The organism is Larkinella harenae (assembly GCF_054780515.1).
Map to the genome: position 1 here is coordinate 128,479 of NZ_BAAGWE010000001.1, position 25,837 is coordinate 154,315.

Annotated in this window: 21 protein-coding genes and 1 pseudogene; 9 read left to right on the forward strand and 13 right to left on the reverse strand. The window is 51.1% G+C overall.

Annotation, left to right across the window (positions count from 1 at the left end; all coding sequences use genetic code 11):
* Nucleotides 1–3: 3 nt before the first annotated feature.
* Together ACYVH9_RS00535 and ACYVH9_RS00540 are read right to left on the reverse strand one after the other, a co-directional pair.
* Entirely contained in the window at nucleotides 4–783 is a 780-nt protein-coding gene (locus ACYVH9_RS00535; RefSeq protein ID WP_460634333.1) for an SDR family NAD(P)-dependent oxidoreductase, read from the reverse strand.
* Between the two features lie 84 nt (nucleotides 784–867).
* A complete protein-coding gene (locus ACYVH9_RS00540; protein ID WP_460634334.1) occupies nucleotides 868–1,749 on the reverse strand; it encodes a phytanoyl-CoA dioxygenase family protein in 882 nt (293 codons plus the stop codon).
* Nucleotides 1,750–2,216: 467 nt separating this feature from the next.
* On the opposite strand from ACYVH9_RS00540, the gene ACYVH9_RS00545 reads away from it, so the two are divergent.
* Nucleotides 2,217–3,338, forward strand: a complete 1,122-nt coding sequence (locus ACYVH9_RS00545; protein ID WP_460634335.1) for a glycoside hydrolase family 18 protein — start codon at nucleotides 2,217–2,219, stop codon at nucleotides 3,336–3,338.
* On the opposite strand, the gene ACYVH9_RS00550 is transcribed toward ACYVH9_RS00545, so the two are convergent.
* A complete protein-coding gene (locus ACYVH9_RS00550) occupies nucleotides 3,339–4,028 on the reverse strand; it encodes a class I SAM-dependent methyltransferase (RefSeq protein WP_460634336.1) in 690 nt (229 codons plus the stop codon). It lies immediately after the preceding gene.
* 166 nt (nucleotides 4,029–4,194) lie between these two features.
* A pseudogene (locus ACYVH9_RS00555) lies at nucleotides 4,195–5,454 on the reverse strand (TCR/Tet family MFS transporter); the annotation flags it as partial.
* A gap of 67 nt (nucleotides 5,455–5,521) precedes the next feature.
* Here ACYVH9_RS00555 and ACYVH9_RS00560 point away from each other — a divergent pair.
* On the forward strand, nucleotides 5,522–6,388 hold the full coding sequence (locus tag ACYVH9_RS00560; RefSeq protein ID WP_460634337.1) for an aldose 1-epimerase family protein: 867 nt from the start codon (nucleotides 5,522–5,524) through the stop codon (nucleotides 6,386–6,388).
* Nucleotides 6,389–6,447: 59 nt separating this feature from the next.
* On the opposite strand, the gene ACYVH9_RS00565 is transcribed toward ACYVH9_RS00560, so the two are convergent.
* From ACYVH9_RS00565 to ACYVH9_RS00575, 3 genes are all read right to left on the reverse strand, one after another.
* The gene (locus ACYVH9_RS00565; RefSeq protein WP_460634338.1) at nucleotides 6,448–7,287 is read right to left on the reverse strand and encodes an OmpA/MotB family protein; all 840 of its coding nucleotides are present in this window, start codon (nucleotides 7,285–7,287) and stop codon (nucleotides 6,448–6,450) included.
* A gap of 165 nt (nucleotides 7,288–7,452) precedes the next feature.
* A complete protein-coding gene (gene lhgO / locus ACYVH9_RS00570) occupies nucleotides 7,453–8,649 on the reverse strand; it encodes an L-2-hydroxyglutarate oxidase (protein WP_460634339.1) in 1,197 nt (398 codons plus the stop codon).
* Between the two features lie 42 nt (nucleotides 8,650–8,691).
* Nucleotides 8,692–9,891 carry an anhydro-N-acetylmuramic acid kinase gene (locus ACYVH9_RS00575; protein WP_460634340.1) on the reverse strand — a complete coding sequence of 400 codons (1,200 nt, stop codon included), beginning with the start codon at nucleotides 9,889–9,891 and terminating at the stop codon, nucleotides 8,692–8,694.
* A 75-nt stretch (nucleotides 9,892–9,966) separates the two neighbouring features.
* On the opposite strand from ACYVH9_RS00575, the gene ACYVH9_RS00580 reads away from it, so the two are divergent.
* From ACYVH9_RS00580 to ACYVH9_RS00590, 3 genes are all read left to right on the forward strand, one after another.
* Nucleotides 9,967–10,845 carry a fructosamine kinase family protein gene (locus tag ACYVH9_RS00580; RefSeq protein ID WP_460634341.1) on the forward strand — a complete coding sequence of 293 codons (879 nt, stop codon included), beginning with the start codon at nucleotides 9,967–9,969 and terminating at the stop codon, nucleotides 10,843–10,845.
* A gap of 38 nt (nucleotides 10,846–10,883) precedes the next feature.
* Nucleotides 10,884–12,239 (forward strand): DEAD/DEAH box helicase, encoded by a 1,356-nt coding sequence (locus tag ACYVH9_RS00585; protein WP_460634342.1) that lies wholly within the window; start codon nucleotides 10,884–10,886, stop codon nucleotides 12,237–12,239.
* Nucleotides 12,240–12,364: 125 nt separating this feature from the next.
* Nucleotides 12,365–13,084 carry a tetratricopeptide repeat protein gene (locus ACYVH9_RS00590; protein WP_460634343.1) on the forward strand — a complete coding sequence of 240 codons (720 nt, stop codon included), beginning with the start codon at nucleotides 12,365–12,367 and terminating at the stop codon, nucleotides 13,082–13,084.
* A gap of 42 nt (nucleotides 13,085–13,126) precedes the next feature.
* Here ACYVH9_RS00590 and ACYVH9_RS00595 read toward each other — a convergent pair whose 3' ends face one another.
* From ACYVH9_RS00595 to ACYVH9_RS00620, 6 genes are all read right to left on the reverse strand, one after another.
* Nucleotides 13,127–13,855: a DUF2306 domain-containing protein gene (locus ACYVH9_RS00595; RefSeq protein WP_460634344.1), complete on the reverse strand. Its 729-nt coding sequence runs from the start codon at nucleotides 13,853–13,855 to the stop codon at nucleotides 13,127–13,129.
* 152 nt (nucleotides 13,856–14,007) lie between these two features.
* Entirely contained in the window at nucleotides 14,008–14,892 is an 885-nt protein-coding gene (locus tag ACYVH9_RS00600; protein WP_460634345.1) for a LytR/AlgR family response regulator transcription factor, read from the reverse strand.
* 81 nt (nucleotides 14,893–14,973) lie between these two features.
* On the reverse strand, nucleotides 14,974–15,594 hold the full coding sequence (locus ACYVH9_RS00605; RefSeq protein WP_460634346.1) for a rhomboid family intramembrane serine protease: 621 nt from the start codon (nucleotides 15,592–15,594) through the stop codon (nucleotides 14,974–14,976).
* A 40-nt stretch (nucleotides 15,595–15,634) separates the two neighbouring features.
* Nucleotides 15,635–16,618 carry a polyprenyl synthetase family protein gene (locus tag ACYVH9_RS00610; RefSeq protein ID WP_460634347.1) on the reverse strand — a complete coding sequence of 328 codons (984 nt, stop codon included), beginning with the start codon at nucleotides 16,616–16,618 and terminating at the stop codon, nucleotides 15,635–15,637.
* Nucleotides 16,619–16,694: 76 nt separating this feature from the next.
* The gene (miaA, locus tag ACYVH9_RS00615) at nucleotides 16,695–17,618 is read right to left on the reverse strand and encodes a tRNA (adenosine(37)-N6)-dimethylallyltransferase MiaA (protein ID WP_460634348.1); all 924 of its coding nucleotides are present in this window, start codon (nucleotides 17,616–17,618) and stop codon (nucleotides 16,695–16,697) included.
* A 106-nt stretch (nucleotides 17,619–17,724) separates the two neighbouring features.
* Nucleotides 17,725–18,519: a hypothetical protein gene (locus tag ACYVH9_RS00620; RefSeq protein ID WP_460634349.1), complete on the reverse strand. Its 795-nt coding sequence runs from the start codon at nucleotides 18,517–18,519 to the stop codon at nucleotides 17,725–17,727.
* Between the two features lie 231 nt (nucleotides 18,520–18,750).
* Here ACYVH9_RS00620 and ACYVH9_RS00625 point away from each other — a divergent pair, with 231 nt between their 5' ends.
* The 4 genes from ACYVH9_RS00625 to ACYVH9_RS00640 are packed head-to-tail and all read left to right on the forward strand — an operon-like array spanning nucleotide 18,751 to nucleotide 25,818.
* The gene (locus ACYVH9_RS00625) at nucleotides 18,751–19,482 is read left to right on the forward strand and encodes a hypothetical protein (RefSeq protein ID WP_460634350.1); all 732 of its coding nucleotides are present in this window, start codon (nucleotides 18,751–18,753) and stop codon (nucleotides 19,480–19,482) included.
* 2 nt (nucleotides 19,483–19,484) lie between these two features.
* Nucleotides 19,485–22,253 carry a TonB-dependent receptor gene (locus ACYVH9_RS00630; RefSeq protein WP_460634351.1) on the forward strand — a complete coding sequence of 923 codons (2,769 nt, stop codon included), beginning with the start codon at nucleotides 19,485–19,487 and terminating at the stop codon, nucleotides 22,251–22,253.
* Between the two features lie 2 nt (nucleotides 22,254–22,255).
* Complete coding sequence (locus ACYVH9_RS00635) at nucleotides 22,256–23,395, forward strand: DUF4249 domain-containing protein (RefSeq protein ID WP_460634352.1); 1,140 nt, start codon at nucleotides 22,256–22,258, stop codon at nucleotides 23,393–23,395.
* 26 nt (nucleotides 23,396–23,421) lie between these two features.
* Nucleotides 23,422–25,818 (forward strand): hypothetical protein, encoded by a 2,397-nt coding sequence (locus ACYVH9_RS00640; protein WP_460634353.1) that lies wholly within the window; start codon nucleotides 23,422–23,424, stop codon nucleotides 25,816–25,818.
* The last annotated feature ends 19 nt before the right edge of the window (nucleotides 25,819–25,837 follow it).

The following is a 25,837-nucleotide window of genomic DNA, read 5'->3' on the forward strand; positions in this document are numbered from 1 at the left end:
TTGTTAGCGTGGCTCGTAAATGTCGCCGACCACTTTTTCCACAAAGCCTTTGGGGACTACGCGCGGCAGGAACGCGCCGAGCTGATTGATAAAGCCGGGAATAATTTCGGCTTGTCCTTTCAATAAACCTTTGACGGCAATTTGGGCGACAGCTTCCGGTTGCATGTTCACTTTGGCGGCTGTTTTCTTAATGGATTCTCCCATGCGGGCCCGATTGACAAAATCCGTGTCGGTGCTGCCCGGACTTAAACAACTGACCGACAAAGCAGAATTTCGGAGCTCGTGTCGCAAACCGCGCGTGAAAGACACCACAAAAGCTTTGGAAGCCGCATAAATGGAAACATACGGTACAGTTTGGTAGGCTGTTGTACTGCCTACATTCAGTAAATACGCCTTGGGTTGCCGTTTCAAAATCGGGATAAAAGCATACGAAATTTCAACCAGCGCCTTGATGTTGACGTTGATCAGGTCGAGCTGTTCGGCAATAGGTAATTGCTCAAACGAACCGTTCAGGCCAAAACCGGCGTTGTTGACCACAATCTCCAAATCACTCCGGAATTGTTCGTACCAGGTTTGGATGGTTTGTGCGACACCCGGCTGCGCCAGATCCAGCACCAGCGTATAGGTAAAGATGCCGTATTGTTTCTCCAACTGCCGGGCTGTTCGCAGGAGCTCATACTCATCCAGATCGATCAGAAATAGGTCGTATTTCAACCGGGCTAACTCTCCGGCGATGGCTTTTCCGATGCCTTTGGCAGCACCCGTAATGAAAGCAGATGGCATAGTAATGCAGATTCGTGGTGATGAAAAAGAAAACCGTCAGGTTTGGCTAAATAGCCCGCCGAACCTGACGGTTTTATGGCCAGTTTATCCCAGCAGACGGCTCCAGCTCAGGTTTTTCAACGCGAACTTTTCGCTGGGTTCGTTCCGGAATGCTTCCTTTTTTTGCTTCAACCCCGCCAGTTTGTGGTAAAAAGGCGTTGGACTATCGGCGTGTTTGGGTTGATAAGCTCCCGTGATAAACGGAATATACATCACCCGACGCCGACTTTGTGCGCCCACAACCGGCGACTGCTGAACCCGGTGCCAAAGCCGACCGTCGTGGATGGTTAAATCGCCCGCTTCAATAGCAAAGCCAACTTCGTTCGGGTCCGGTTCGTTGTCGATGAAGTATTTCTTTTTGAAGAACAAGCCCAGCAAACCCTGCTTATGGGTGCCAGCCAGTACGCGCAAGCCACCGTTTTCGATGGGGCAATCGTCGAGGTGAAGCCCAACGTTCAGCATCGGCTGAATGCGCGAACCCAGGAACAGATCGCGCGGACTATCGGTATGCCATCCCAATTGCTTGAACTGGCTGTAAGGCGAGTTGACATAGTGATTGACCACTAACCCGTCTTTTTCATTTTCGCCGATTCGCCCGTCGTAAGGACCAAGCAGTTCCAGTAAAAGCTGGAAGCGGGGGTCTTTCAGAAATTCACTCAGCACACGGCTGTATTGCGATGTAAACGCCAGGCGCTGGATCAGGGTACGGCCCGTTTCGTCCAGCCCGAATTTGAGCGGAATACCGTTTACTTTTTTAATGTCATTATCAATCAATTGGCGCTGCACGTTCTGGATTTCCCGCAGAAACAGTGCTACTGTGTCTTTTTCAACGAACTGTTTGAACTGTATAATACCATTCTGCTCAAAAAAATGACGTTGTTCATCCGTTAAACCGTTGTTGAAACGGAATGGGGCAAAAGATCTCATAAGGCAATAGGTGTCTTATTGTCTGATTATTATCAAATATTGGAAGAGGGACAAAAATCCCCGCATTCCGATCCTCCCGACCGGAATGGTAGTAATCCTGTAAAAAGGAATAAAAGAGAAGAAAGATGTATGCCTTAGCGGCAACAACAACGGCAGATGTGAGAAGGTCTCAGATGGGAAATCGGTAGATGGATTAACAGCGTATTCATAAGCTTGGTCATAGATGAACCGATAATCTGACCCAAAGAAAAAGGGTATTATTGAAAATATCAACGAAATAGTAAACTATTTATCCTATAAATTAAGTATTTTAATATCTAATTTCTGTAATTGGTTGATTATGAGCTTATAGTGTCGGAAATGTTTTAAAGTTTGCTTGCTATATGTGTTGGATAAATATGCCTGTCACTAAGAAAGGTTTAAACGATTTTTGGCATCTTTACAGCATACGGTTCAATTCAACAGATATGCTTAAAACGTTTGCTTTTCGATTCCTGCTGGTATTCATGGTTGTGTTGTGCCTTGGCGCATCTTTCCGTAAAGTTCCAAAACCTATTGTGCTGGCGTACGTTGGCGGTTTCCGCGGGTTAGTGGACACGGATAAAATCATGGCGGAAAAACTGACACACATTAATTATGCCTTTGTAGATGTGAAGAATAACCGTGCCTGGCTCCACAATCTGGCGACGGATTCTACCAATTTTCGAAAGCTGAACGAGCTGAAGATGCGTAATCCGGAACTGAAAATCCTGATCTCAATCGGCGGTTGGGCGTGGAGCGAAAACTTCTCCGATGCGGTTTTAGGTGATACATCGCGGCTGGCGTTTGCAACGTCGGCGGCTGACATTGTGCGGCAATACAACCTCGACGGTGTTGATATCGACTGGGAATATCCCGGCATGAAAGGCGAAGACAATGTGTTTCGGCCTGAGGACAAACAGAACTTCACCCTGATGTTTAAAGCGCTGCGCGAGCAATTGGATGGGCTGAAGCAGCAAACTGGTAAAACGTATTTGGTTACAACAGCGTTGCCGGGTTTTAAGGAGATTTTTACGCACACCGAAATGGGCAAAGCGCAGCAATACCTCGATTTCATCAATGTGATGTCGTATGATTTCTACGTCAGTGGTCCGAAGGTCGGGCATCACACGAATTTATTCCCGCCGGGCGGGGTTGAAAACGAGCCGTCGGGCGACCGGGCGGTGGAATTGTACCGGGAAGCGGGTGTTCCGGCGGAGAAACTGGTGCTGGGCATGGCTTTTTATGGCCGTGGCTGGGAGCTTACCACCGATAACCACAAGGAGGTTCCGCGCCAGGCGGTGAAAACCAACCGCGTCGGTGGCTATACCTTTATTAAAGATAGTCTGTTGACGAATCCAGCTTTTGTCCGTTACTGGGATCGTAAAGCCAAGGCACCCTACTTATTCCAGCCTGAAACGAAATTCTTTATCACATACGATGACGAGGAGTCAATCCGGTATAAATGCCGGTATGCCCGAAAAAAGGGCATGGCGGGCGTGATGTTCTGGGAGTACTTCAACGATCCGAAAGGGTACCTGCTGACTGAGATCAATCGCCAGTTTCAATAACTAGTACGAAAATTCGTACGTACGGTGGGTCGCCGGTTCCAGCAGCGAAGCATCGTGAAGCTTCTGCATCATGAAACCGTGTTCTTTCAGGTAATCGAGTCGGAAATGCCGCCCCGTCATGTGGTGGTGTGATACAGCCGGATTTTCAACGTGCCGGATGAGGTAATTGGGGAAGTAACCGTACACTTCTTCCGGAACAACGCTGAACGGGGCCGAATCCATTGCCGGTGCGTATTCCAGCGTTGTCAAAAAGTACTGCGTACCGGGCGCAGTCAGTTCTTCCATTTTTTGCAGGTATCCCACCCGCAAGGGAAGCGGTAACGCAACCAACGAAGCACGGTCATAAACGAGGTCAATCTCGCCGACTTCACCGGGCGTTAGTGCGAACAAATCATCGCAAAAGATGGTCAGATTGTTCGAAATGTACCGCTTCCCAATTTTTTCATACGCCAGCCCATTTTCCGTAAAAAATTGCAGAATGAGGCTCTCAGTAGGCTCTACCCCCACGACGCGGTCCGCAAACTGACTGAAATACACCAGGTCGAGCGATCGGCCGCATAGCGGCACGAAAACCGTTTTGTCCATTACCGCAAACGGCGATAAGTGTTTCAGTACGTACGGATGAACGTCCTGGCGATAAAAGCGGGTGTCTGAGGGAGTCCACCATGCTGCCCAGGCTTGCTGTTCCATGTAGTACTTGTTGTTGTTCTTTGTTGTTCAGTAGTTGTTGTTGTTTGTCTTTCGACGTTACAAAGTTGGCAGATTGGGATCCGTTTTTTTAGAGGGAATTTACGGTTTTGTAAAAACAGGTACTTTTACGTACCCTGCGAGGAGTAAAAAGGGACCGTGTACGATGTCAACGCCCTGGGGTTGATTCTTCCGGTTTGGGAGCCACGGTGATCGGGTGCTTTCCCAGCGCCTTGGCTACTAAAAAAGCGCTGGTGAGCGTCATGACCGCACCCACCAGAAAGGGCGCCCCCGGAAAATAGACGGGCGCTTCGGGTTTGGTAAAATACGCAAACAGATTGGTCATTAGTAAAGGCCCCACAATGGAGGTCATGCTGGCAAGACTGGTCAACGCGCCCTGTAATTCACCCTGTTCGTTGGCGGGAACCTGGGTCGAAATTAAACTCTGTACAGCAGGTCCGGCCAAACCGCCCAGCGCATACGGAATCATAAACACAAACATCATCCAGCCCTGGCTGGCAAAGGCAAACAGCGTAAAGCCAATCGTGTAACACGCTAATCCGGTAAAAACCGCTCGCTTCTGCCCTAGTTTCGGGATGGCCACCCGAATGACCCCGCCCTGCACAATAGCCACGGTAAGTCCGATAAAGCCGAGTGAGTAGCCAACCCAGGCTTCGTTCCAGTGAAACTTCTCAATGGTATAATACGTCCAGATCGATTGAGGGGCCTGACCGGCAATGTAGAGCAGCACCATGGAACCAACCAGACCCACAATAGCCGGATAGCGTTTCAATCCGGCCAGCGAACCAATGGGATTGGCCCGTTTCCAGTTGAAAGCGCGCCGGTTCTCCGGTGAAAGCGATTCGGGTAGGATAAAATAGCCGTACATGAAATTAAGCAACGAAAGCCCCGCCGAAATCATGAAAGGAACGCGACTTCCATACTGACTGAAAATACCGCCAACGATGGGGCCAACAATGAAACCTAATCCAAAAGCCGCACCAACCAATCCGAAATTCTGCGCCCGTTTTTCCGGCGGACTTACGTCGGCAATGTAAGCGGATGCCGTGGTGAAAGAGGCTCCGCAAATACCGGCGATGAATCGGGCTACAAACAGCCAGGCGATGGTGGGCGCAAAAACGCAGAATACATAATCCAGACCCAGTCCGAAAAGCGAAATCAGCAAAACGGGCCTTCGGCCGAAACGATCACTCAAGCCGCCCAGAATGGGAGAGAAGACAAACTGCATGATGGCGTACGAGAAGGTAAGCCAGCCGCCGTATTGCGATGCATCGCTTAAATTACCGCCCGTCAGTTCTTCAATTAGCCGGGGAACGATGGGAGCGATAACGCCAATTCCGGTACAATCAATTAGAATGGTGATGAAGATGAACGTCAGCGCCCGATTGCGTTGTGGAGCCATGCGGTAAAATTTTGCCCAAAGTTACGGCATTCTGTTCATTTTTGTCATTAAGTTGCTGCAACCATTTGCCATTATGACAACACTCGAAAACGAATTTATCAAGGTAACTATTCGGTCGAAGGGGGCCGAACTAACGTCTCTTTATAACAAGCAGACGGGTATTGAGCATCTCTGGCAGGCTGATCCGTCGGTTTGGGGCTGGCACGCGCCCAACTTGTTTCCGGTGGTCGGCGGTACGCTCGATAATCAGATCATTGTCGACGAAAAACCGTATCCGATGGAGCGGCACGGATTTGCCCGCCAGTCCGAATTTGCAGTCCTGGAGGCTACACCGACAAAAGCAGTTTTTTCCCTGCGTGCAAATGAGAAAACCGTTGCCGCTTTTCCGTATCAGTTTGAATTTCAGATTGAATACCGAATTGATAATCAAGTGCTGACCATCATTTACCGGGTCATTAACCCCGAAGCAAAACCGCTGTTTTTTTCGGTGGGCGCGCACCCGGCTTTTGCCGTTCCGTTTTTACCCGGCGAAGCATACGAAGATTATTACCTGGAATTCCAGAAAGAGGAAACGCTGGAGCGGCATCTGTTATCGCCTAAGGGCTTCTTTACGGGCGAAACCGAGCCGGTATTAACGGTCGGCAATCAATTACCGTTGACCAACGATTTGTTCAACCAGGATGCGCTGGTGTTTAAAGAGCTGGATTCGCGGAGTGTGGCAATTCGGAGCCGCAACCACGACCATGCCGTAACGGTCAGCTTTCCGGCTTTTCCGTACCTCGGGATTTGGGCCAAGCCGGGCGCGTCGTTTGTCTGCATCGAACCCTGGCTGGGCTATGCTGATCGCGAAGGAACGCCCGTTCCCTTTGAGCAGAAAGAAGCCATTCAACGGGTTGAACCGAACGGTTTTTTTGAAACCGGTTTTACCATTGGGGTATAAAAAAGCGGTCGGTGAGAGATTTCTCACCGACCGCTTTTGAAGGCTCTTTTTGCCAGATCTTAATTCTTCTCCGTCAGCAGGTTGAAGAATTCGTCCAATTTCGGCAGCAGCACGATTTCGGTCCGGCGGTTAGCCTGACGGCCTACTTCGGTGGTGTTGTCTTCTTTCGGGATAAACTCCGAGCGACCACCAGCCGTTAAGCGGGACGGCGCTACGCCAAATTCGGTTTGCAGCAACCGAACTACTGAAGTAGCGCGCATTACGCTCAAATCCCAGTTGTCTTTCAGGAATTGCGTCGAAATGGGGTAAACATCCGTGTGGCCTTCAACCAGCACGTCCAGATTGCGGTGGTCGTTGATAACCTGGGCTACTTTACCCAATACCGTGTTCGCTTGCTTGTTCAGCGCGTAGCTGGCCGAGGGGAACAGCAGTTTGTCCGAGATCGAAACGTAAACAACGCCTTTTTTCACTTCAACCTGAACATCGCTATCGTTGATGTCAGACAGGGAGCGCTTCAGGTTTTTCACCAGCAGCAAGTTGATTGAATCTCTCCGTTGGGCCGAAGAAGATACGTTTGAAAGGGTTTCCAGCGACTTGCGGATGCTTTCAGCACCAGCTTTGCTCACAATCGACAGGTCGGCCATCCGATCCAGCAGATTGGTGTTGGTTTTTTTCATGTAATCCAACTGGCCTTGCAGGTCCGTGATCTGGCCGTTCTTGGTCGTCAGTTCCGCTTCTTTGGTTCCGAGCGAGCTTTGAAGGCTGGCGGTCTTTTTGGCACAATCTTCCAATTCCAGTTTCATTTTATCGTGAACGGTCTGCAATTCAGCTAAACGCTTCTTGCTCGAACACGAGGAAATAACAGTTACGAGGGCAATAGCAAACAGGATATTTTTCATGTGATTTGGTAATGAGAAAATAATATTTTGGGATAAAAGCTTAAGCTCTGCAAGTTACGAAGCAATTTTGAAAGATAACGAATTGGTTTTTGGATTATTTCTACTTTTAAGTTTTTTCTAATCAATTAGTTACGTTTCTAAGAAATTTTTAAGTAGTCAGTTCGTTTAGAAGCGGCTCAAGGCTTTTTCGGATACGGTTAGACCGATCGATAACGACGAAGTAGCGGCTGGAGAAGGGGCGTTGCAGACGTTGATTGCCCGCTCGGTTTCCAGGATGGCAAAATCATCGAGCAGGCCACCCCGGCGGTCGCAGGCTTGCGCCCGAACGCCCGAACCGCCCTCCACCAAATCGGCTTCCTGAATAGCGGGAATCAACTCTTGCAGCGCTTTGGTGAAAGCCGATTTGGAAAAAGAACGGTACATTTCGCCCAGGCCCGTTTCCCAGTATTTGGCGGCAACCTTTTGAAAACCAGACCAGCTCAACGTCTCGAATAACTCTTTCAGGTTGATGTCTGATTTGCGGTAACCTTCGCGCTGAAAAGCCAGGACGGCATTAGGACCCGCTTCAATACCGCCGTGAATCATGCGGGTAAAGTGGACGCCCAGAAAGGGAAAGTTCGGATCGGGAACCGGATAAATGAGATTCCGAACAAGGTGTTGTTTTTCGGGACGGATTTTGAAGTATTCTCCCCGGAATGGGATAATTCGCAGATCGATGGGCTGGCGCTGAGTCAGCTGGGCCATTTTATCGGAATACAGACCCGCGCAGTTGATCACTAATTTAGTTTCATAAGTAGCTCTATCGGTTACAACAACCGACAGCGTGTTGCCCGGTGTGATTTGCGCCACTTGCTCGCCCAGCCGGATCTCTCCGCCCAGCTCACGGAATTTTTCGGCGTATTTTTCGCAGACCTGCACGTAATCGATGATGCCCGTTTGCGGAACCCACATGCCTGCAACGCCCCGAACGTGCGGTTCGATTTCGTTCATTTCGGCCTGGCTTAGCTTTTTCAGCCCTTCCAGTCCGTTCTGCTGACCCCGTTCGTGCAAATTGTTCAACAGCGGGACTTCTTCCGGCTTTGTCGCCACAACAATCTTTCCGCACAGCTCGTAGGGAACACTTTCCTGCTCGCAGAATTCCAGCAACATCCAGTAGCCGCGAATGCAGTTGGTGGCTTTCAGGCTCCCCGGTTTATAATACAGGCCGGAGTGAATGACCCCGCTGTTGTGACCAGTCTGATGGGCCGCCAGTCGGTTTTCTTTTTCCAGAATGGTGACGGAAAGGTTGGGGCGTTGCCGCTTGATTTGCAGGGCAGTGGCCAGTCCTACAATACCTCCTCCGATGATGATGATGTCGTTCATGATTGGTACGCTTGGGAAACGGAAGAATAACGTTCAACGGTTTTAATTCGGAAACGAAACTTTGCCCATCGTTACCGTCGGAACGCCCTGACGATTGCCGAAGGACGTGTGGCCGCCCGCAACGGCTTCGTTCGCCAGAACCGCAAACAAAACGGCTTCTTTGGCATCGCCGGAAATTCCCAGCTCGTCGGTATTAGCAAACGCAAAACCAGGCAGCAATTCCCGGATCGCGCCGGTTAGCACCGGATTGTGCATACCGCCCCCGCTCCAGTAAACGGTGTAGGCATCGTCGGGCCGGATCACCTGGCGGACGGCCTCGGCGATTGTTTCGGCGCTGAAACGCGTCAGGGTGGCAATCAGATCTTCAGGTGCTAATCCTTCGGTGGTCTGACTTCGTTGCTGCGCCCGGCGAACATATTCGGTATTGAAAACTTCCGGGCCGGTGGTTTTGGGGAACGGAGCCGCGAAAAACGCTTCCTGTTTTAGCTGGGTCAGGAGTTCCTGGTTGATCGTGCCCCGCGCGGCAATCCGGCCGTCGGCATCGTAAGGCTGGTTGAAAAGCTGCCGGACAAAAGCGTCGATGAGGGTGTTGCCGGGGCCGGTGTCGGTCGTAAAAACTTCTTCGGCATTCAGGGTGCCGGGCAAATAGGTAAAATTGGCAATACCGCCCATGTTGAGCATCAGCCGGTTTTCACCTTTCTTCGAGAAGATGAAATAATCGCCATAAACCGCCAGTGGAGCGCCTTCGCCCCCTTTGGCAATGTGTTTCTGGCGAAAGTCACTGAGCGTAATAATACCCGTGGTGACGGCCACGTGGTCGCCATCCCCAATCTGGAGGGTTGCGTTCGGAAACGAATCGAGTCCGTGCTGGCTTTTGGGCGCGTGAAAAACCGTCTGCCCGTGGCTGGCAACGAGGTCTACATCGGTGGTTTTGAGGTCCCAGTGGTTCAGGCAATCCGTGACCATCTGGCCGTGAATACGCCCAATCCAGGCGTTGAGCAAACACAGATGTTGAAAATCAATTTCTTTTTTGGCAAAAACTTTCCGTATTTCCGCCTTCAGGTCGTCGGTATACGAGACGGTTTCGAAGTGCGTCAGGGCTACGCTGGTCTGCGGACCACTGCCCTGAATGCGGCACAAAGCCACATCGAGGCCGTCCATTGAAGTGCCTGACATTAGCCCGATGATTCGGCGTTCCGGGCGTTGGGCCAGTTCGTAAAGGTGTTGTATTTGGGTATTCATAGCGGGTTGGGGTTGACAAAAGTACCAACTGTAAATCGAAACCGAAAACCAAGGCAACCGAAAACCGTAAACAGCATGTGGCTGGGAGAAGAACAGTTTGATTTTTTTGAAGGCGTATTTTTTCAAACGCTGGGCCGTTCGGTCGAAGTGCTGGAAGCCCGTTTCCTGACGGGAGGTAGTGTCAACACGGCGGCACAGGTTTTTTCGTCGGAAGGCTTATACTTCGTCAAATGGAACCTGGAAGACAGCGTCGATATGTTCAGTTGCGAAGCCCGGGGGCTGGAGCTACTCCGGTCGGCTGAATCCATCTATATTCCTGAAGTAATGGGGTACGGAAAATACCATGAAAAAACCTATCTGGTATTGGAATACATCGACCCCGTTGTGCCAAAAAGCGATTACTGGGAATCATTCGGCCAGTCCCTGGCGTTACTACATTCACACACGCAGCCGAAATTCGGCCTTAGCTTCGATAATTACATCGGATCGCTGCCGCAAAGCAATGCATTAACCGACAACGCCATTACCTTTTACATCGAACAGCGATTCCAGCCGCTGGCCGGAAGAGCACTTTACAAAGGACTTCTTTCAAAAGAGCTGTACGATAAATTTCAAAAATTATACCAGCGACTGCCCGATTTGTTACCGATTGAACGACCGGCGCTGGTGCACGGCGATTTGTGGTCGGGTAACGTAATGGTAAATGAAAACGGCGATGTCGCGCTGGTCGATCCGGCGGTTCATTACGGTTTGCGCGAAGCCGAACTGGCATTTACAACCCTGTTTGGCGGATTTGACGAACGGTTTTATGCCGCCTACGACGAAGCGTTTCCGCTGGAAGAAGGCTTCCAGGAGCGAATACAAATCTATAATCTGTATCCGCTCCTGGTTCATCTGAATCTGTTTGGAACGGGATACCTCAGCGGTATCGAGCGGGTGTTGGAGCGGTTCTAATAGCTGAATCGGCGTAATCACGGGTCAGAAATATTTTTATGGAAATCAACGCATTTGAAGATTTTAAGCTCAACCGACAATTGCTGAATGCGATTGAAGAAGCGGGCTATGAAAAACCTACGCCCATTCAGCAGCAGGCTATTCCGCTGGCAATGGCGGGGCACGATCTGCTGGGCATTGCGCAAACCGGTACGGGAAAAACGGCGGCTTACCTGCTTCCGTTGTTGATGAAAACCAAGTATGCTCAGGGCCAGCACCCCCGCGTATTGGTACTGGCCCCAACGCGCGAACTGGTGATGCAAATCGACAAAGCCATTGGTGAACTGGGTAAATACACCGATATCCGGCATGTGGCGCTTTACGGCGGAATTGGGCCAAAAGCCCAGATTGAAGCCGTTCAAAAGGGGGTAGATGTGCTGGTCACAACGCCAGGGCGGTTTTTAGATATCTATCTGAAGGGCGAAATCGTGGTGAAACACCTGAACACGATGGTGATGGACGAAGCCGACAAAATGATGGACATGGGTTTTATGCCACAAATCCGGAAAATTCTGGAGGTCATTCCGGTGAAACGCCAGAATATGCTGTTTTCGGCCACATTTCCGGCGAAGGTAGAAGAACTTTCCCACGAGTTTCTGGAGTTTCCGATGCGGGTCGAGGTAACACCCCAGGCGTCAACGGCCGATATGGTGTCGCAGAAACTCTACGCCGTTCCCAACTTCCGCACCAAAATAGATTTGCTGGCGCATCTGCTGAGCGACGAAGCCGCGAACCGGGTGATCGTGTTTGTTCGCTCAAAGGAAACCGCCGATAACATTTACAAATTTCTGGCCCGCAAAGTAATTGCTACCGATAAAATTCGCGTTTTGCATGCCAACAAAGGCCAGAACACACGTATTAATGCGATGGAAGCCTTCAAGGAAGGAAATCTTCAGGTGCTGGTTACCACGGACGTTACCGCCCGGGGCATTGATGTAAACGAGGTGAGTCACGTCATTAACTTCGATGTGCCGTTAATTTATGAAGACTACGTGCATCGCATTGGCCGGACGGGGCGCGCCAACCGTAGCGGAGAGGCTGTAACCTTTATGACCATCGCGGAGGAATACCATATCGGGAAAATCGAGAAACTGATCCGGATGCAGATTCCACGCGAGTCCATTCCGGCTGAGATTTCGATTGTTGAAACCCCGTTTGATGAGCAACAAACATACCTGCGTGAAATCGATGATCAGCGCAAAAAAGAAGACCCAACGTTTAGGGGTGCTTTTCACGAAAAGAAAAACGCTCCGCCCCGTGGACGAAGTTCAACCGTGTCCGGTAAATCGGCCAAAAAAACGTCAGCAGGTCGAAATAAACCCAAAGCGGGCCCTTCCCGTCGCCGACGGACGTAACCATTTTTAGTATTTTGTACTAAATTGGACGTTCGGAACGTTGTATAGGCGCTAGTACGTTTTAACGTCACATGAATAATCGGACAAAAAGATTACGATTTTTTGGTCTTCTGATTTGCCTTCCTTTGGGAGTTTTTGCCCAAACAGGCCAATTGGTCAGTTCGGCCCGGAAAGTCGACGTGGACAAAGGTGATACGGTCGTAGAGCTTTCCAAAAAGACGACTCCTTCTGTTGTAAACCCAATGGTGGCGCCTTTGTTTGGAGAACAGGCAAAAACCGTCGAGCATATTGATTGGGAGGTTCGTTTTCTGAATGAATGCGACCAGAACTTTGGGAACCGCACAGAAGCCAGCCAGTTTTTTGCGACCCGGGCGTGGGAATACCTCACCGAAGGACAACTGGACACGGCTGCGTACCGCTTTAATCTGGCTTGGTTGCTGGATGACAAAAACTCCGATACGTACTGGGGGCTGGGCGTTATTTGCTACCAGCAGGGCAAAACCCCTGAATCGATCCGGCTGCTGAAAAAAGGGCTGGCGGTAGCCGATACCAACGCGGTTCTGATGACCGATCTGGCCACGGTGCAGCTCAAACACTACAAAGAAAATAAAGACGAGGAGCTGCTCGACGACGCCATCCTGGTGCTGACCAAAGCCCTGAAATACGACCTGACCAACGCGAATACCTTCATGCGGTTGTCGTGGGCCAATTTTGCCAAGGGCGATTATGCGGCATCCTGGGAAAACCTGCACAAAGCCCGGGTGCTCGACTTCTCATCTGTTGACCTGGTGTTTATGCAGGAGCTTCTTCAGAAATCACCCGATCCCAAGGGCTTTTTCAAATAAAGCCAGCAGACTTCTGTTCGTACAAAATCCACCCTTACCTACTTATGCTATGGGAGCCGCGGTTTTTGGGCCGTGGGTACGCACCGTTGCTTTTTCCTTGTAATACCGGATGGTGCGCCCGATCAGCATACCGCCAACGATGCCCGGCAGGGTCCACGCGGCCATATCAATTAGGAAATGGTGTTCTGGCAGGTAGCGCGTATTCACCGTAGCAAATGCCGTTACCGTTGCAATGTACGAGCCCGACATTCGGGTAATGTGTCCGTAAAACCATTCCATTTTGCCATCGCGCGCTTTTTCCGGGTTACGGAACAGCCTGACATCGTAGCGGGCGTTGCTGAACAGGATACCGGCGAAAAAGAAATACAGTAGCCCAAAAAGCGAAAGGTGTCCGGTGTTCAGCCAGTTGACAACGGACTGAACACCCAGCCCGGCCATGACCAGCGACGCGCCTAACGCCAGGTAAGCTGCCACCTGGTCGACTAATGTAAATTGGTATGGTGCCTTTTTCAGCCGGAGGATACGGCGGCCCGAGAAGCAGAAGTAAAAGCTCAAAATGGCAATGAACAGCAGAAAAACCGTACTGGGCTTGAAGAAAACCAGGTAAACAGCCGTCAGGCAGACCAGGGCCATACACCAGTAAAAAATCAGTCCGGTTACTTTATGCAACCGGTTTCCTTTCTTCGTAATCATGGGCACCAGGCCAACCAGTAAGGCAAGAAAGCCGGCTGCAATGTGAATAATCAGGATGAGTTTTACGAGGGTATTCATGGCGCAAAGGCGTTTGGTTGTGTTCGATTCGTTGCAACAAACCTACGCCTGTACCGAAAACGGGTCAAATTAAAGGGTTGGATAGCAGAAGTTTGGGGCGTTTGGCAAACGGTGGGATGTTTGGCAAAGCTGCTGGGATGATTGACAAAGGATTACTCCAGCGCTTTTAGCCGGGCAATCAACGTATCGTTGTATTTCCGGGCAACTGGAATCTGAAAATGATCGTTATGGAGGTGTAGTTTATAGCCCTGCGCGTTGCCGGTTACCTTCTCCACTTTGTCCAGGTTGACGACGAATGACCGGTGGCACCGGACAATGGCGGAATTCTCGTTTGTAGCCACCTGGTTCTCCAGCCGACTCAGACTGCTTCGGAGCATACTTTTGGAGGGCTGGTTGTTTTTAAGATACGTAATGGTGGAGTAATTATCGCTGGATTCGATATACAGCAGATCAGCGATTGGCAAACTCAGGCTGTCTTTTTCATTTTCAGCAGTCAGGGTGACGCGCATCCGTTCATCGGTCGTAGTGATCGAAACCGGCACTTCAGTATGCTCCCGTACGGGAATTTGCCGGGCCGATTCACTGTATTTTTTCAGCTTGATGATGTAATTGACCATCACCGACGCTGCGGAAGGAAAAATACCGATCAGGAAAGTGACAACAATGGTTCCGATTAAATCAGGCGCATGAATCGAGCTTCCAATCAACCACTGGAGGTAGAAATAATTGGCCAGACCAATGAGCGAGATATGAAATGTTATCCAGAGAATTTCGTGGCCGACCGTCCAGCTGTCGTTGGAGAATTGCCGGGTGAATAAAACCGGCATCAATAAATTCAGAAAGGCGGTCGCCAGAAAGGAAATGAGGCCAAACCCGAGGATTTTAACGGTTTTGTAGGGCGTGTCCCAGAGGTTTAATCCAAAAGGCTGAAAGATAAGCAGAAACAGTCCGACAAACGCGCCAATCCAGAACGCTTTGGCCCAACGACGGCGCGCTGGATCTTCGCAGGGATAAGGTTGATGCAATAGCTGCCACATGAAAACCAAGCGAGGTCAGATGAAAGCCCAACGGCAAAGCGATCGACGCCGGGCGTTTTGCCGTTCATCCATACACTACAATTAAAATAACCGCCAACCCGATACTTGGCTGACAAAATGCGAAATGACGGGTGGGTAGAGCACCACGACGACAATAATGCCAAAAATGGCCCCGAATAAGTGAGCGTCGTGGTTGATTCGCCCCCGTCCCTGCCGCGATTCGTAGAAGGAGTAAGCCATGTAAATTGCACCAAAAATAAAGCCCGGTATGGGAATGACGCCCATAATCCTGATGTTTTCAGTGGGAACGAACATGATGGCGCCAAACAGCAGCGCAGAAACTCCACCCGATGCACCCAGGGAGTTGTAATTGGCACGGTCGCGGTGCCGGATGAGAGTCGGCAGGTCAGAAACAACGATGGCAATCAGGTAAAAACCCAGCAGATAGATCGATCCGGATTCACCGAACAAAGCCCCGAAGATCTGTTCAATCAGGGTTCCGAAAAAATAGAGCGTAAACATGTTGAACGCCAAATGCCCCAGATCGGCGTGTACGAAGCCTGAGGTTAAAAGCCGGTACCATTGGCCCCGCCGGAATACTTTTTGCGGATTCAAAACCGTGCTTTCCAGAAAAGATTCATTCTGCCAACCGTAGAGGGTGACCAGGACGGTGATGACGATAATGGCAAGCGTAACATTCATGACACGTGGTGGAATAAAATAGGTACAAGCCGGAAATGGATTAGCTTTCCCGACCAATTAATTGTTCCGTAAAATCCATTAACAGCGCTTTCCGGGCCGGGTCGGCCGTAATCTGACCGAAGTTTTCGAAGCCCCGCGTAAAATAGTTATTGATCCGTTCTTCAGTCAGTTGCCGGATCCCCAGCTGGTCGTAGATCGCCGTTACGGCCCGCACTTTTTCCTGTTTGTCGAACTCCGTTGCGCGCAACCAATCGCTTAACTCGGTTTTCAGGCTCCCCTGCGCTTTTTGCAGCGCTTCGATGAGTAAAAACGTTTTTTTGTTCGCGATAATATCGCCCCCAACTTGTTTGCCGAATTTGGCCGGATCGCCATATACATCCAGCAGATCATCTTTGAGCTGAAAACCCAATCCGATATTGATGCCGCCTTCGCGCAGCCGGGCGCTGGATTCGTCGTCGGCACCCGCAATAATGCTGCCCAGCTCGAGCGCAAAACCGAGTAAAACCGAGGTTTTGAGCCGGATCATCTCAATGTATTCATTCTCCGTGACATCCCAGCGGGTTTCAAAATTCATGTCCAGCTGTTGACCCTCGCAGACCTCTGCCGCCGTCCGGTTAAAACGCGTCAGAACTTTTTTCAAATACGGGGTTTCTACATTCACCAGCAACTGATACGCATTGACAAGCATGACATCGCCCGACAGAATCGCGATATTCGGATTCCACTTTTCATGAACCGTTGGCTGCCCCCGGCGCAACGGAGCCTGATCCATGATGTCGTCGTGCATGAGCGTAAAATTGTGAAAAACTTCCACCGCAATGGCGGGTTTGATGGCCTTACGCCAGTCGTCGCCGAAGAGGTAAGCCGCCATGAGGGTCAGCAGCGGCCGCATGCGCTTGCCGCCCAGGTTCATGATGTAACTAATCGGTTCGTATAATTCCGTCGGTTGCTGGCCGTATTCGGTTTGTTGAATCTCCTGGTGTAGCGCTTCTAAAAAAACAAGCGGGTTCGTTGTTTGGGTCATGGCTCAAAAATACAGAAAACTGCCTGAATAGGAGATAAGAGTAAGGAGTTAAGAGTGAAGAGTTATGGTGTGGAAGTTAAAGTGATTGAAAATCAGCGACTATGATGTCTGCCAAGTGAGTTACTGGCTTTCGGCCGTCGAGCCACTGAATGCGCAGGCCGTCGCGTTCCATTTTGCGGAAAAAAGTCATCTGACGCTTGGCAAACTGATGAATGGCCGTTTCCAGTCGGATTTTCATGGTTTCATAATTCAGCTCACCTTGCAGGTATTGCGTGATGAATTTGTACTCCAACCCGTAAAAAACCAGTTTCTCGGCCGGAATGCCCCGTGCCAGCAGTTGCTGAATTTCCTCAACCATCCCGTTTTGAAGCCGTTGTGCCAACCGCTCTGAAATCCGATGCCGACGCAGGTCAACGGGGAGGTCAATTCCGAAAACCGTTGCCGCCGGAAGCGGGGGCGCATGATCAACCGCCGGTGCCGGATTCTGGGTCAAATACGTAGCAATTTCGATGGCCCGAATCCGGCGCTTGCGAGTGGACGGATCGGCCAGTGCGGTATATTCCGACGACAACTGCCGAAACCGTTCCAATAGTTCGTCATCGTTTTTGGACGCCAGCTCAAGCCGCAGCGACTCATTGACCGGAACGGCCGTGTAACGGTGGCCTTTCAGAATGGCTTCGAGGTAAAGCCCCGTTCCTCCGCAAAGCACAGGAGTGCGACCACGCTCCAGAATCTGAGGCAGGACGCGGTTGAAATCCTGCTGGTACTGGTACAGGTTGTAATCACTACCAGCATCGACAATATTGATGAGATGGTAAGGAATAGCTTGATGGTCAGTGCCGTATTCATCCAAATCCTTGCCGGTTCCGATGTCCATGGCGCGGTACACCTGCCGGGAGTCGACGCTCACGATTTCGCCGTTGAGCCGCCGGGCCACCTGAACTGCCAATTGCGTTTTGCCGCTCGCGGTCGGCCCCAAAATGACAATCATTGCTGACATGGGAAGCGATCTACGGTTTTCAGTTTATGGTATACGGTTGGATTGAGGTAATCAGCCGCTCAATGCGTTAGCCCGCTGAAAGCAGAAAACCATAAACCGTGTACCGTCAAAAAATCTTCACAAACTTACGGCTTCCCGCATTATAAACCGGAATATAGCCCTGGGCTGGTAGTTCGCTTTCCGCCAGGCCGTCGGGCAGGTGATGGGGGTAATAGCGAATCCAGTCACCCGGACGAAGCCAGAAGTGCTGCGGCTCGGTTTTTTCCAGGCGCGTAAAACCCAGCTTTTCGTAACTCCCGCCATCGGACCAGTCACGGTCGGCGTAGGTCATTATATCGTCGGGTTTCCAGTCGGTGGCAAAGGCTTTGAGTAATTTGTCCAGACCACCCACGACGGTGCAATCAAGATGGTTGGCAAACCGAACCAACTCCACCGAGCGATGTAGGGTTCCGTTGCGGGTAATATTTCGTGGATGGCTGAACGTGGCCACGGCCACCAGCAAGTCATGGGTAGCTCCGGAGTTGGCCAGAAAATCGGCCGATAGAACCCGAAAATACCGTTCCGGAAGAAACAACCCGTAGTTGTATTTCACGTTGGTAACCACCTGCAGATGATGTTCCGCCAAAAACCGTTGGGCGGTTGGCTTGTCGATGCGCCGAAACTGCGTCAGGCGGGCCGGAATCCGTTCTGAGTGGCCCACCAACGCCCGGAGCCGGGAAAGAACGATCGCCGGTTTTTGGCGACAAACATCTTCCCAGAGGTGAATCAACCGCCAGCCGTTCGCTAAAAAGCGGTCGGTCAACTCCTGAAAAAAGTGACGAGTCTCGGTCTGTCGTTGAAATTGGGCATACGTTTGAAAATCAATACAATGTAATATGAGCGTTGTTTCAGCGAACTGCACCAGCGGAAAAGGGGTGTTCTCGGCTGTTTGGAGCGGTTTTAGTGCAAATTCAGCCGGAAGAAGCGCTAGAAAAGTGCGAAAAAAATTAGATGGTATGTGTTCCAACGGATTACCAAGAAAAGCTGTCTATAGGCATAAGGGAAATACAAAACGAAAGAAAAAACGGAAATTATAGTATAATTGCTAAGTTAATACGTCAATAACCTAAACGATCTGACCGCTTCTTTACCGATGAAATATACTGCGTTACTGGTTATTGCTCTGATTATCTTTTCGGGTTACCCGATTTTCGGGCAGCGTGTTTCGCAGGATAGTTCGTTTCGGGAACAGGCCATTCGCTACGCTCATAATCGCTACGTCCGGTCTGTGCCGGATCAGGCCCGCATCTATACCGGTGCCGAATACGTTGGACACCGGCCAACGATCAAAGGGCATCCTTACCTCGATTCGCTCTGGCAGACGGGCACCATTATGTACGACGGCATCGTTTATGAAAACATCCGCATCCTTTACGATTTGGTCAATGACGTGGTAGTGGTGCCGCACATTGACAGCGTATACCGTATTCAGTTACAAAGTATTAAAGTCAATCGGTTTTCGATCCCCAATCATTCCGTGGTCCGGCTGGTGCGGGATACCGTGAATAACCTCGGCTTGCGCACGGGATTTTACGATCAGCTGTACGACGGCCGGACAAAAGTATTGGCAAAACGCGTGAAAACCATCAAAACCGATTTTGTGCAAAATACCGTCAAGGAAGAGTATCTGACGGGCGACAGCTTTTTCATCGGTAAAAATGGCGTTTTCTACCCGGTAAAAAGTAAAAAATCAGTGTTCAAACTGTTGGCTGAGCATAAGAAAGAGCTCCGTAAATACCTCCGGGACAATCGCATCCGATTTGCCGAAAACCGCGAAGTTGCAATTGTCAAACTGGCCCAACACTACGACGAATCTTCCCGATAGTTATGACAAAACTTTACCGTATCCTGTTGTTATGGGGTTATTTTGCTCTTTCGTTGACCGACGGTTTTGGGCAGCAACCGGGTGGCAAACTCATCCGCGGACCGTTTACGGGTTCGTTCGTGCAGTTTGTTCAGGAAGTAGAAAACCAGAGCGACTACCGGTTTTTCTACGATATCCGAAATGTGGATAGCGTTCGGGTAAACTATCCGGAAACCAGTGCCAAACCATTGCCCCAGATTTTGCAGCAGGTCCTGGAGGGCAACAGTCTTTTCTACGCCATTGATCCGCAGAAACGGGTTTTCATCACAGCCGAACGGGCCATCCGTACCGAATTGCCTATCGGTTTTTTTGAACGGGGAACAAGTGCCGAAGCTGATACGGGCGTGGTTGATTACCTGGCCGAAAAAGAAAAACGACGACTCACGCTCGAAACCAGCCTGTTCAACATCGGGCGTCGGACGAATCCGATCCGGCCCGGCAACGCAAACCTGGCAGGACACATCCGCAACGCGGCCTCCGGTGAACCGGTGATTGGAGCGGCGGTTTACATCGACAAACCGCGCATTGGCGTGGTAACCGATCAGTTTGGGTATTACTCCATTACGCTGCCGCGCGGGCGGCATCAGCTGCTGTTGCGCAGCATCGGGATGAAGGATACCAAACGGCAGATTATGCTCTATTCCGAAGGGAAGCTCGACATTGAAATGGAGGACGACGTCATTGCGCTGAAGGAAGTGGTGGTTGAAGCCGAGAAAGACGTAAATGTTTCGGGGCTGCAAATGGGGGTGGAACGGCTTGATATCCGGACGTTGAAACAGGTGCCTACGGCTTTTGGGGAAGCTGATCTGCTGAAAGTAGTGCTGACGCTGCCGGGCGTGAAGTCGGTGGGCGAAAGCAGCGTAGGGCTGAACGTGCGCGGTGGTTCGACGGACCAAAACCTGATTTTGTACAACGACGCGACGGTTTACAACCCGTCTCACCTGTTTGGCTTTTTCTCCGCGTTTAATCCGGACATGATTAAAAACGTGGAGCTGTACAAGAGTGGCATTCCATCGCGGTATGGCGGGCGGCTCTCGTCGGTGCTGGAAGTGACCACGCGCGACGGTAACAAGAAAAAACTGTCGGGCTCCGGCGGTATTGGGGTGCTGACGGGACGACTGACGCTGGAAGGGCCCATCATCAAGGAGAAATCATCCTTTCTGATCGGGGCCCGCTCCACCTATTCTGACTGGTTGCTGAACAGCCTGAAAAACCAGGCATTCCGCAACAGCCGGGCGGCTTTCCATGATCTGAATGCCCACATTACGCACGAATTCAACGAGAAAAACACGATCTACCTGACCGGTTACTACAGCCAGGACGAGTTTCGGCTCAACAGCGACACGCTATACACGTACAACAACCAGAATGCGTCGGTGAAGTGGAAACATATTTTTAATCCTAAACTGTACAGTGTCTTTTCGGCCACGACGAGCCGTTACAAGTATTCGGTGGCCAGCGAGCAAAACCCGGTTAATGCGTATCGCCTGGCCTTTCAGGTGGATCAATCGACGTTCAAAACCGACTTTAACTATTATCCGACGGCTAAACACACGATCGATTTTGGCGTAAGCACCAATCTGTACAAGCTTCGGCCGGGTAGCTTTCAGCCGCTGGGCGGGGAGTCGCTGGTTCGGCCGGAGGTCGTGACAACGGAGCAGGCACTGGAAGGCGCGATTTACGCCGGTGATCGGTTTGATATTTCGCCCCAGTTTTCGATTCAGTTCGGGCTGCGGTATTCGCTGTTCAACTACCTCGGACCGAAAGATATTTACACCTACCCCACGGGCGCATCCCGTACGGTTTCCAATATTCAGGATACGCTTTCGTACGGTGCCGGAAAAAACATCAAGACCTACCACGGACCCGAATACCGCATATCGGCCCGCTACGCCTTTTCTTCCGACGCGTCGATCAAAGTTAGTTTCAACCGGATGCGGCAATACCTGCACATGCTGTCGAACACGACGGCAATGGCTCCCACCGATATCTGGAAGCTGAGCGATCCTAATATTCTGCCGCAGGTGGGCGATCAGTTTTCGCTCGGTTTGTACAAGAATTTAAGAAACAACACCATCGAAACATCGGTAGAAGCCTATTACAAAACGATGCAGAACGTGCTGGATTTCCGCAGCGGGGCTACCCTGATCATGAACCAACACCCGGAAACGGAAGTCATTCGGGCAGAAGGCCGCGCTTACGGAGTGGAGTTTCTGATAAAAAAACTGACCGGGCGGTTCAATGGCTGGTTAAGTTATACCTACTCCCGCACGTTTCTGCGGGTCGATCAGAGTATTCCGCAGGAGAACATCAACAAGGGTGATTTCTATCCCAGCAACTTCGATAAGCCCCACGATGCTACCTGGGTAGGAAATTACCGCATCAATCGCCGGTTCAGTATCTCTCTCAATTTTACGTACAGCACGGGGCGGCCCATTACGCTGCCGCTGGCGAAGTACGAGCTGGGTGGTTCGCAACGGGTCTTTTATTCCGAGCGCAACCAATACCGTATCCCGGATTATTACCGTTCCGATTTGTCGTTCAACATCGAAGGCAACCACAAGGTCAAGAAGTTGGCACACAGTTCGTGGACATTGGCCGTGTACAACCTGTTGGGTCGCCGGAATGCGTATTCGGTCTATTTTAATTCTTTGGGCGGAGTGGTGCGGGGGTATAAGCTCTCTATTTTCGGACAGCCGATTCCGACCATCACCTACAACTTCAAATTTTGATGATGAGAAAGTACTTATCCATACTGCTTTTGTGGCTGATCGGGAGTTGCGTCGATCCCTACCGGCCGCCGGTAATCGAAGCCGACAACACGTACCTGGTGGTTGACGGTTTTTTGAATGGGGCCGGAACGAGCACCGTTCGATTGTCGCGTACCCAGAATTTGACGGATGGGAAGAAACCGCCGGTCGAAGTTCGGGCGGCTATTCGGGTGGAAGCAGAACGGGGTGGAACGCAGAATTTTGAGGACAAGGGCGACGGAAGCTATACGCTGGTGGACGGCAAATTACAATTTGGCCAGAAATACCGTATTCACATTCGTACGGCTGATGGGCGGCAGTATGAGTCGGATTATGTAACCATTAAACAGACGCCGAAAATTGACAGTGTTACCTGGCAACCGCAGGATCTGGGGGTACAGTTTTACGTAACCACCCACGATCCGACCAACAACACGAAATACTACCGCTGGGAGTACGAAGAAACCTGGGAGTATTATTCCGCCTTTTTTTCGCGGGTTCAATACGTCAACAAAGCCTTTGAATACCGCCAGGAAGATGTGAACCACTGCTGGCGGGGTGACAAATCGACGGGCATTTTTGTCGGTTCTTCTAATCAGCTAACGCAGGATGTAATCAACAAATACCCGCTCATTTTTGTGTCCAACTCTTCGTCTAACCGCCTGAAGGTGCGTTACAGCCTGCTGGTGAAGCAATACGCCTTGACGCAGGAAGCACACGAATACTGGCAGAATCTGAAGAAAAATACCGAGAGCCTAGGATCCCTGTTTGATCCACAGCCGTTTCAGGTTATTGGCAATATTCGCAGTGTTACCGACCGCAATGAGCCCGTGGTAGGCTACCTGAGCGGTTATTCCGTGGAAGAAAAACGAATTTTCGTTTCTTCTTCACAACTGCCGCCTTGGCGTATTCCGACCATGTACGAAGCGTGCCTGGAGGATACGCTACCTTTGATGCCAACGCGGGAAAAACCGTCGGCTTATGAGGTGGCGGAGGCCGGGGGCGTGCCCATCGATGAAGTGTTGTCCACCTTTACAGGACGCGTCATTGGCTACCGGATGAGTTCAGCGTTTTGTGTCGACTGCCGCGTTTCCGGTACGAATGTTAAGCCCAGTTTTTGGTAATGTTGAACCTGCTGATGCAAGCTGCCATGCGTCTACTTAAAAGATTTTTTCCGTACGTCGCCATCTGCCTGCTGGTGGCCCACTGGAGTACGCAAATAGCCTGGGCGCAAACCGATTCGCAGCAGCCGGTGGCGCAGCAGCTTGGCGCGTACCGGAGCCGGATGTTGCAGGAAAAGCTGTTTGTGCACGTCGATCGCTCGTTTTACGTGGCTGGCGAGCTGATATGGTTTAAAATGAATTACGTCGATGGCACCTTTCACCGACCGCTGTCGCTGAGCAAAGTGGCTTATCTGGAGGTGCTCGATAGAGAAAACCGGCCCGTGCTGCAAACCAAAGTTGCCCTGACTGACGGGACTGGAAACGGTTCATTGTTTTTGCCGACCACCCTGGCGTCGGGAAATTACCTGGTTCGGGCCTACACGAACTGGATGAAAAATCTCGGCCCCGATTACTTTTTTGAAAAACCGGTCACCATTGTCAATTCGTTTCGGAAACTGGAGCTGCCAATCCTGAAAGATACCCTGGCTTACGACGTTCAGTTTTTTCCGGAAGGAGGTTCACTGGTGCGCAATCTGAGCTGCAACGTGGCTTTCAAGATGGTGGGTAGCGACGGAAAGGGAGTTGATTTGGATGGCTCGATTGTCGATCAGGATAATAATACCGTTGCTCGGTTCAAACCGCTACGGTTTGGAATGGGGCGGTTTGCCATAAAGCCGGAAGAAGGAAGGCAATACCGGGCGGTACTGACCGACCGCCGGGGCCGTACTTTTACGCGGCCGCTGCCCCCGGTTCGCGAGCAGGGCTATACCATGCAGGTAGAGGAAGGTGCGGGGCAGCTTCGGCTGACTGTCCGGGCGGTTGCTTCCAATTCAGCGGTGGTGTCGTTGCTGGTTCATACGCGACTGGCGGCTATCCAGGCCGATCAGCAGCCGTTGCGCGATCAGGCAGCCTCGTTTGTAATTGACAAAAAATCGCTGGGCGAGGGCATTTCCCACCTGACCGTCTTTGATGACCGCCGGAAGCCGGTTTGCGAACGGTTGTATTTCAAACGGCCGGAACGTCGGCTGGCTATCAACGCCAAACAGACCAGCGGAGTCCTTTCAACCCGCGAAAAAGCCGCTTTCGAACTCTCCACGCAGGATGAAACCGGTAAACCTGCTGCAACCGATCTTTCCATTGCGGTTTATCGGGTGGACTCGCTGCAAACGGCCGAATCCGGTACGGTTTTGAGCTATCTGATGCTGACATCGGATTTGCGGGGAACGGTCGAAGCGCCGGAGTATTACGTTACGGCAGAAGATAGCGAAGCCGCCGACAATCTGATGCTGACGCAGGGATGGAGACGGTTTCGGTGGGAGGATGTATTGCTACCTAACCCGCCCGCAGAAGAGTACATACCGGAAGAGAATGGGCATTTTGTCCGGGGAAAAATTACGCATGGCGGCTCGGGGCGGCCGGGTGTTGGAATCAGTTCGTATCTCTCCGTTCCGGGCAAGCACATTCTGCTGTACGGATCGCGGTCGGACGCTGCTGGACGGATTCTATTTGAAATGAAGGAGTTTTTCGGGCCCAAAGATCTGGTTGCGCAACTGAACCCCAGAGATAGTATTTACCGGCTCGAATTGCAAAATCCGTTTTTGGAGCGGTATTCGGTTTCTCGGCTGCCCGTTTTCGATTTCGCCCCTTCGTTGCAGGAGTCGTTGCTGGCCCGGAGTATCCCGATGCAGGTTCAGAACGCCTATTACCGCGAAAACCTGGTTCGGTATCATTTCCCCAAGGTTGATAGCGTCGCGTTTTACGGTAATCCGGACGAAAAATACCGACTCGATGATTTTACCCGGTTTCCAGTCATGGAAGAAGTATTTCGGGAATATGTTCCTGGTGTGATGGCGCGCAAACGCCGAAATGGGTACACCATTAATGTTCTTGATGTCGCGCACAAGCAGTTTATGAACGATGATCCGCTGGTCTTGCTGGATGGGGTTCCGGTTTTTGACATGGATAAAGTAATGGCGATTGATCCCCGGAAAGTGCAGCGGTTGGAGGTAATGACCCGGCATTACATTGTTGGGCCCATGGTTTTTAGTGGCATCGTCAGCTTTACTACTTACAAAGGCGACCTGGCTGGTTACCGCCCCGACGCCAAAGCCCTGCTGGCAGACTATGAAGGCTTGCAGATTCCGCGCGATTTTTACGCCCCCCGGTATGATACTCCGCAGCGCTCGAATAGCCGCTTGCCGGATTTGCGGACGTTACTTTACTGGAATCCTTCGTTGAAAACCGATGCGCAGGGAAAAGCCCAGGTTGATTTTTATACGTCCGACGAAGCGGGCACATACCGGATTTTCATCAACGGGATGGCCGCCGACGGCCGGGCTGGTAGTCAACAGGCTACTTTTGAGGTGTCGAAAGTAATCAAGTGAGTTGCGCAGGCGGGGAGCA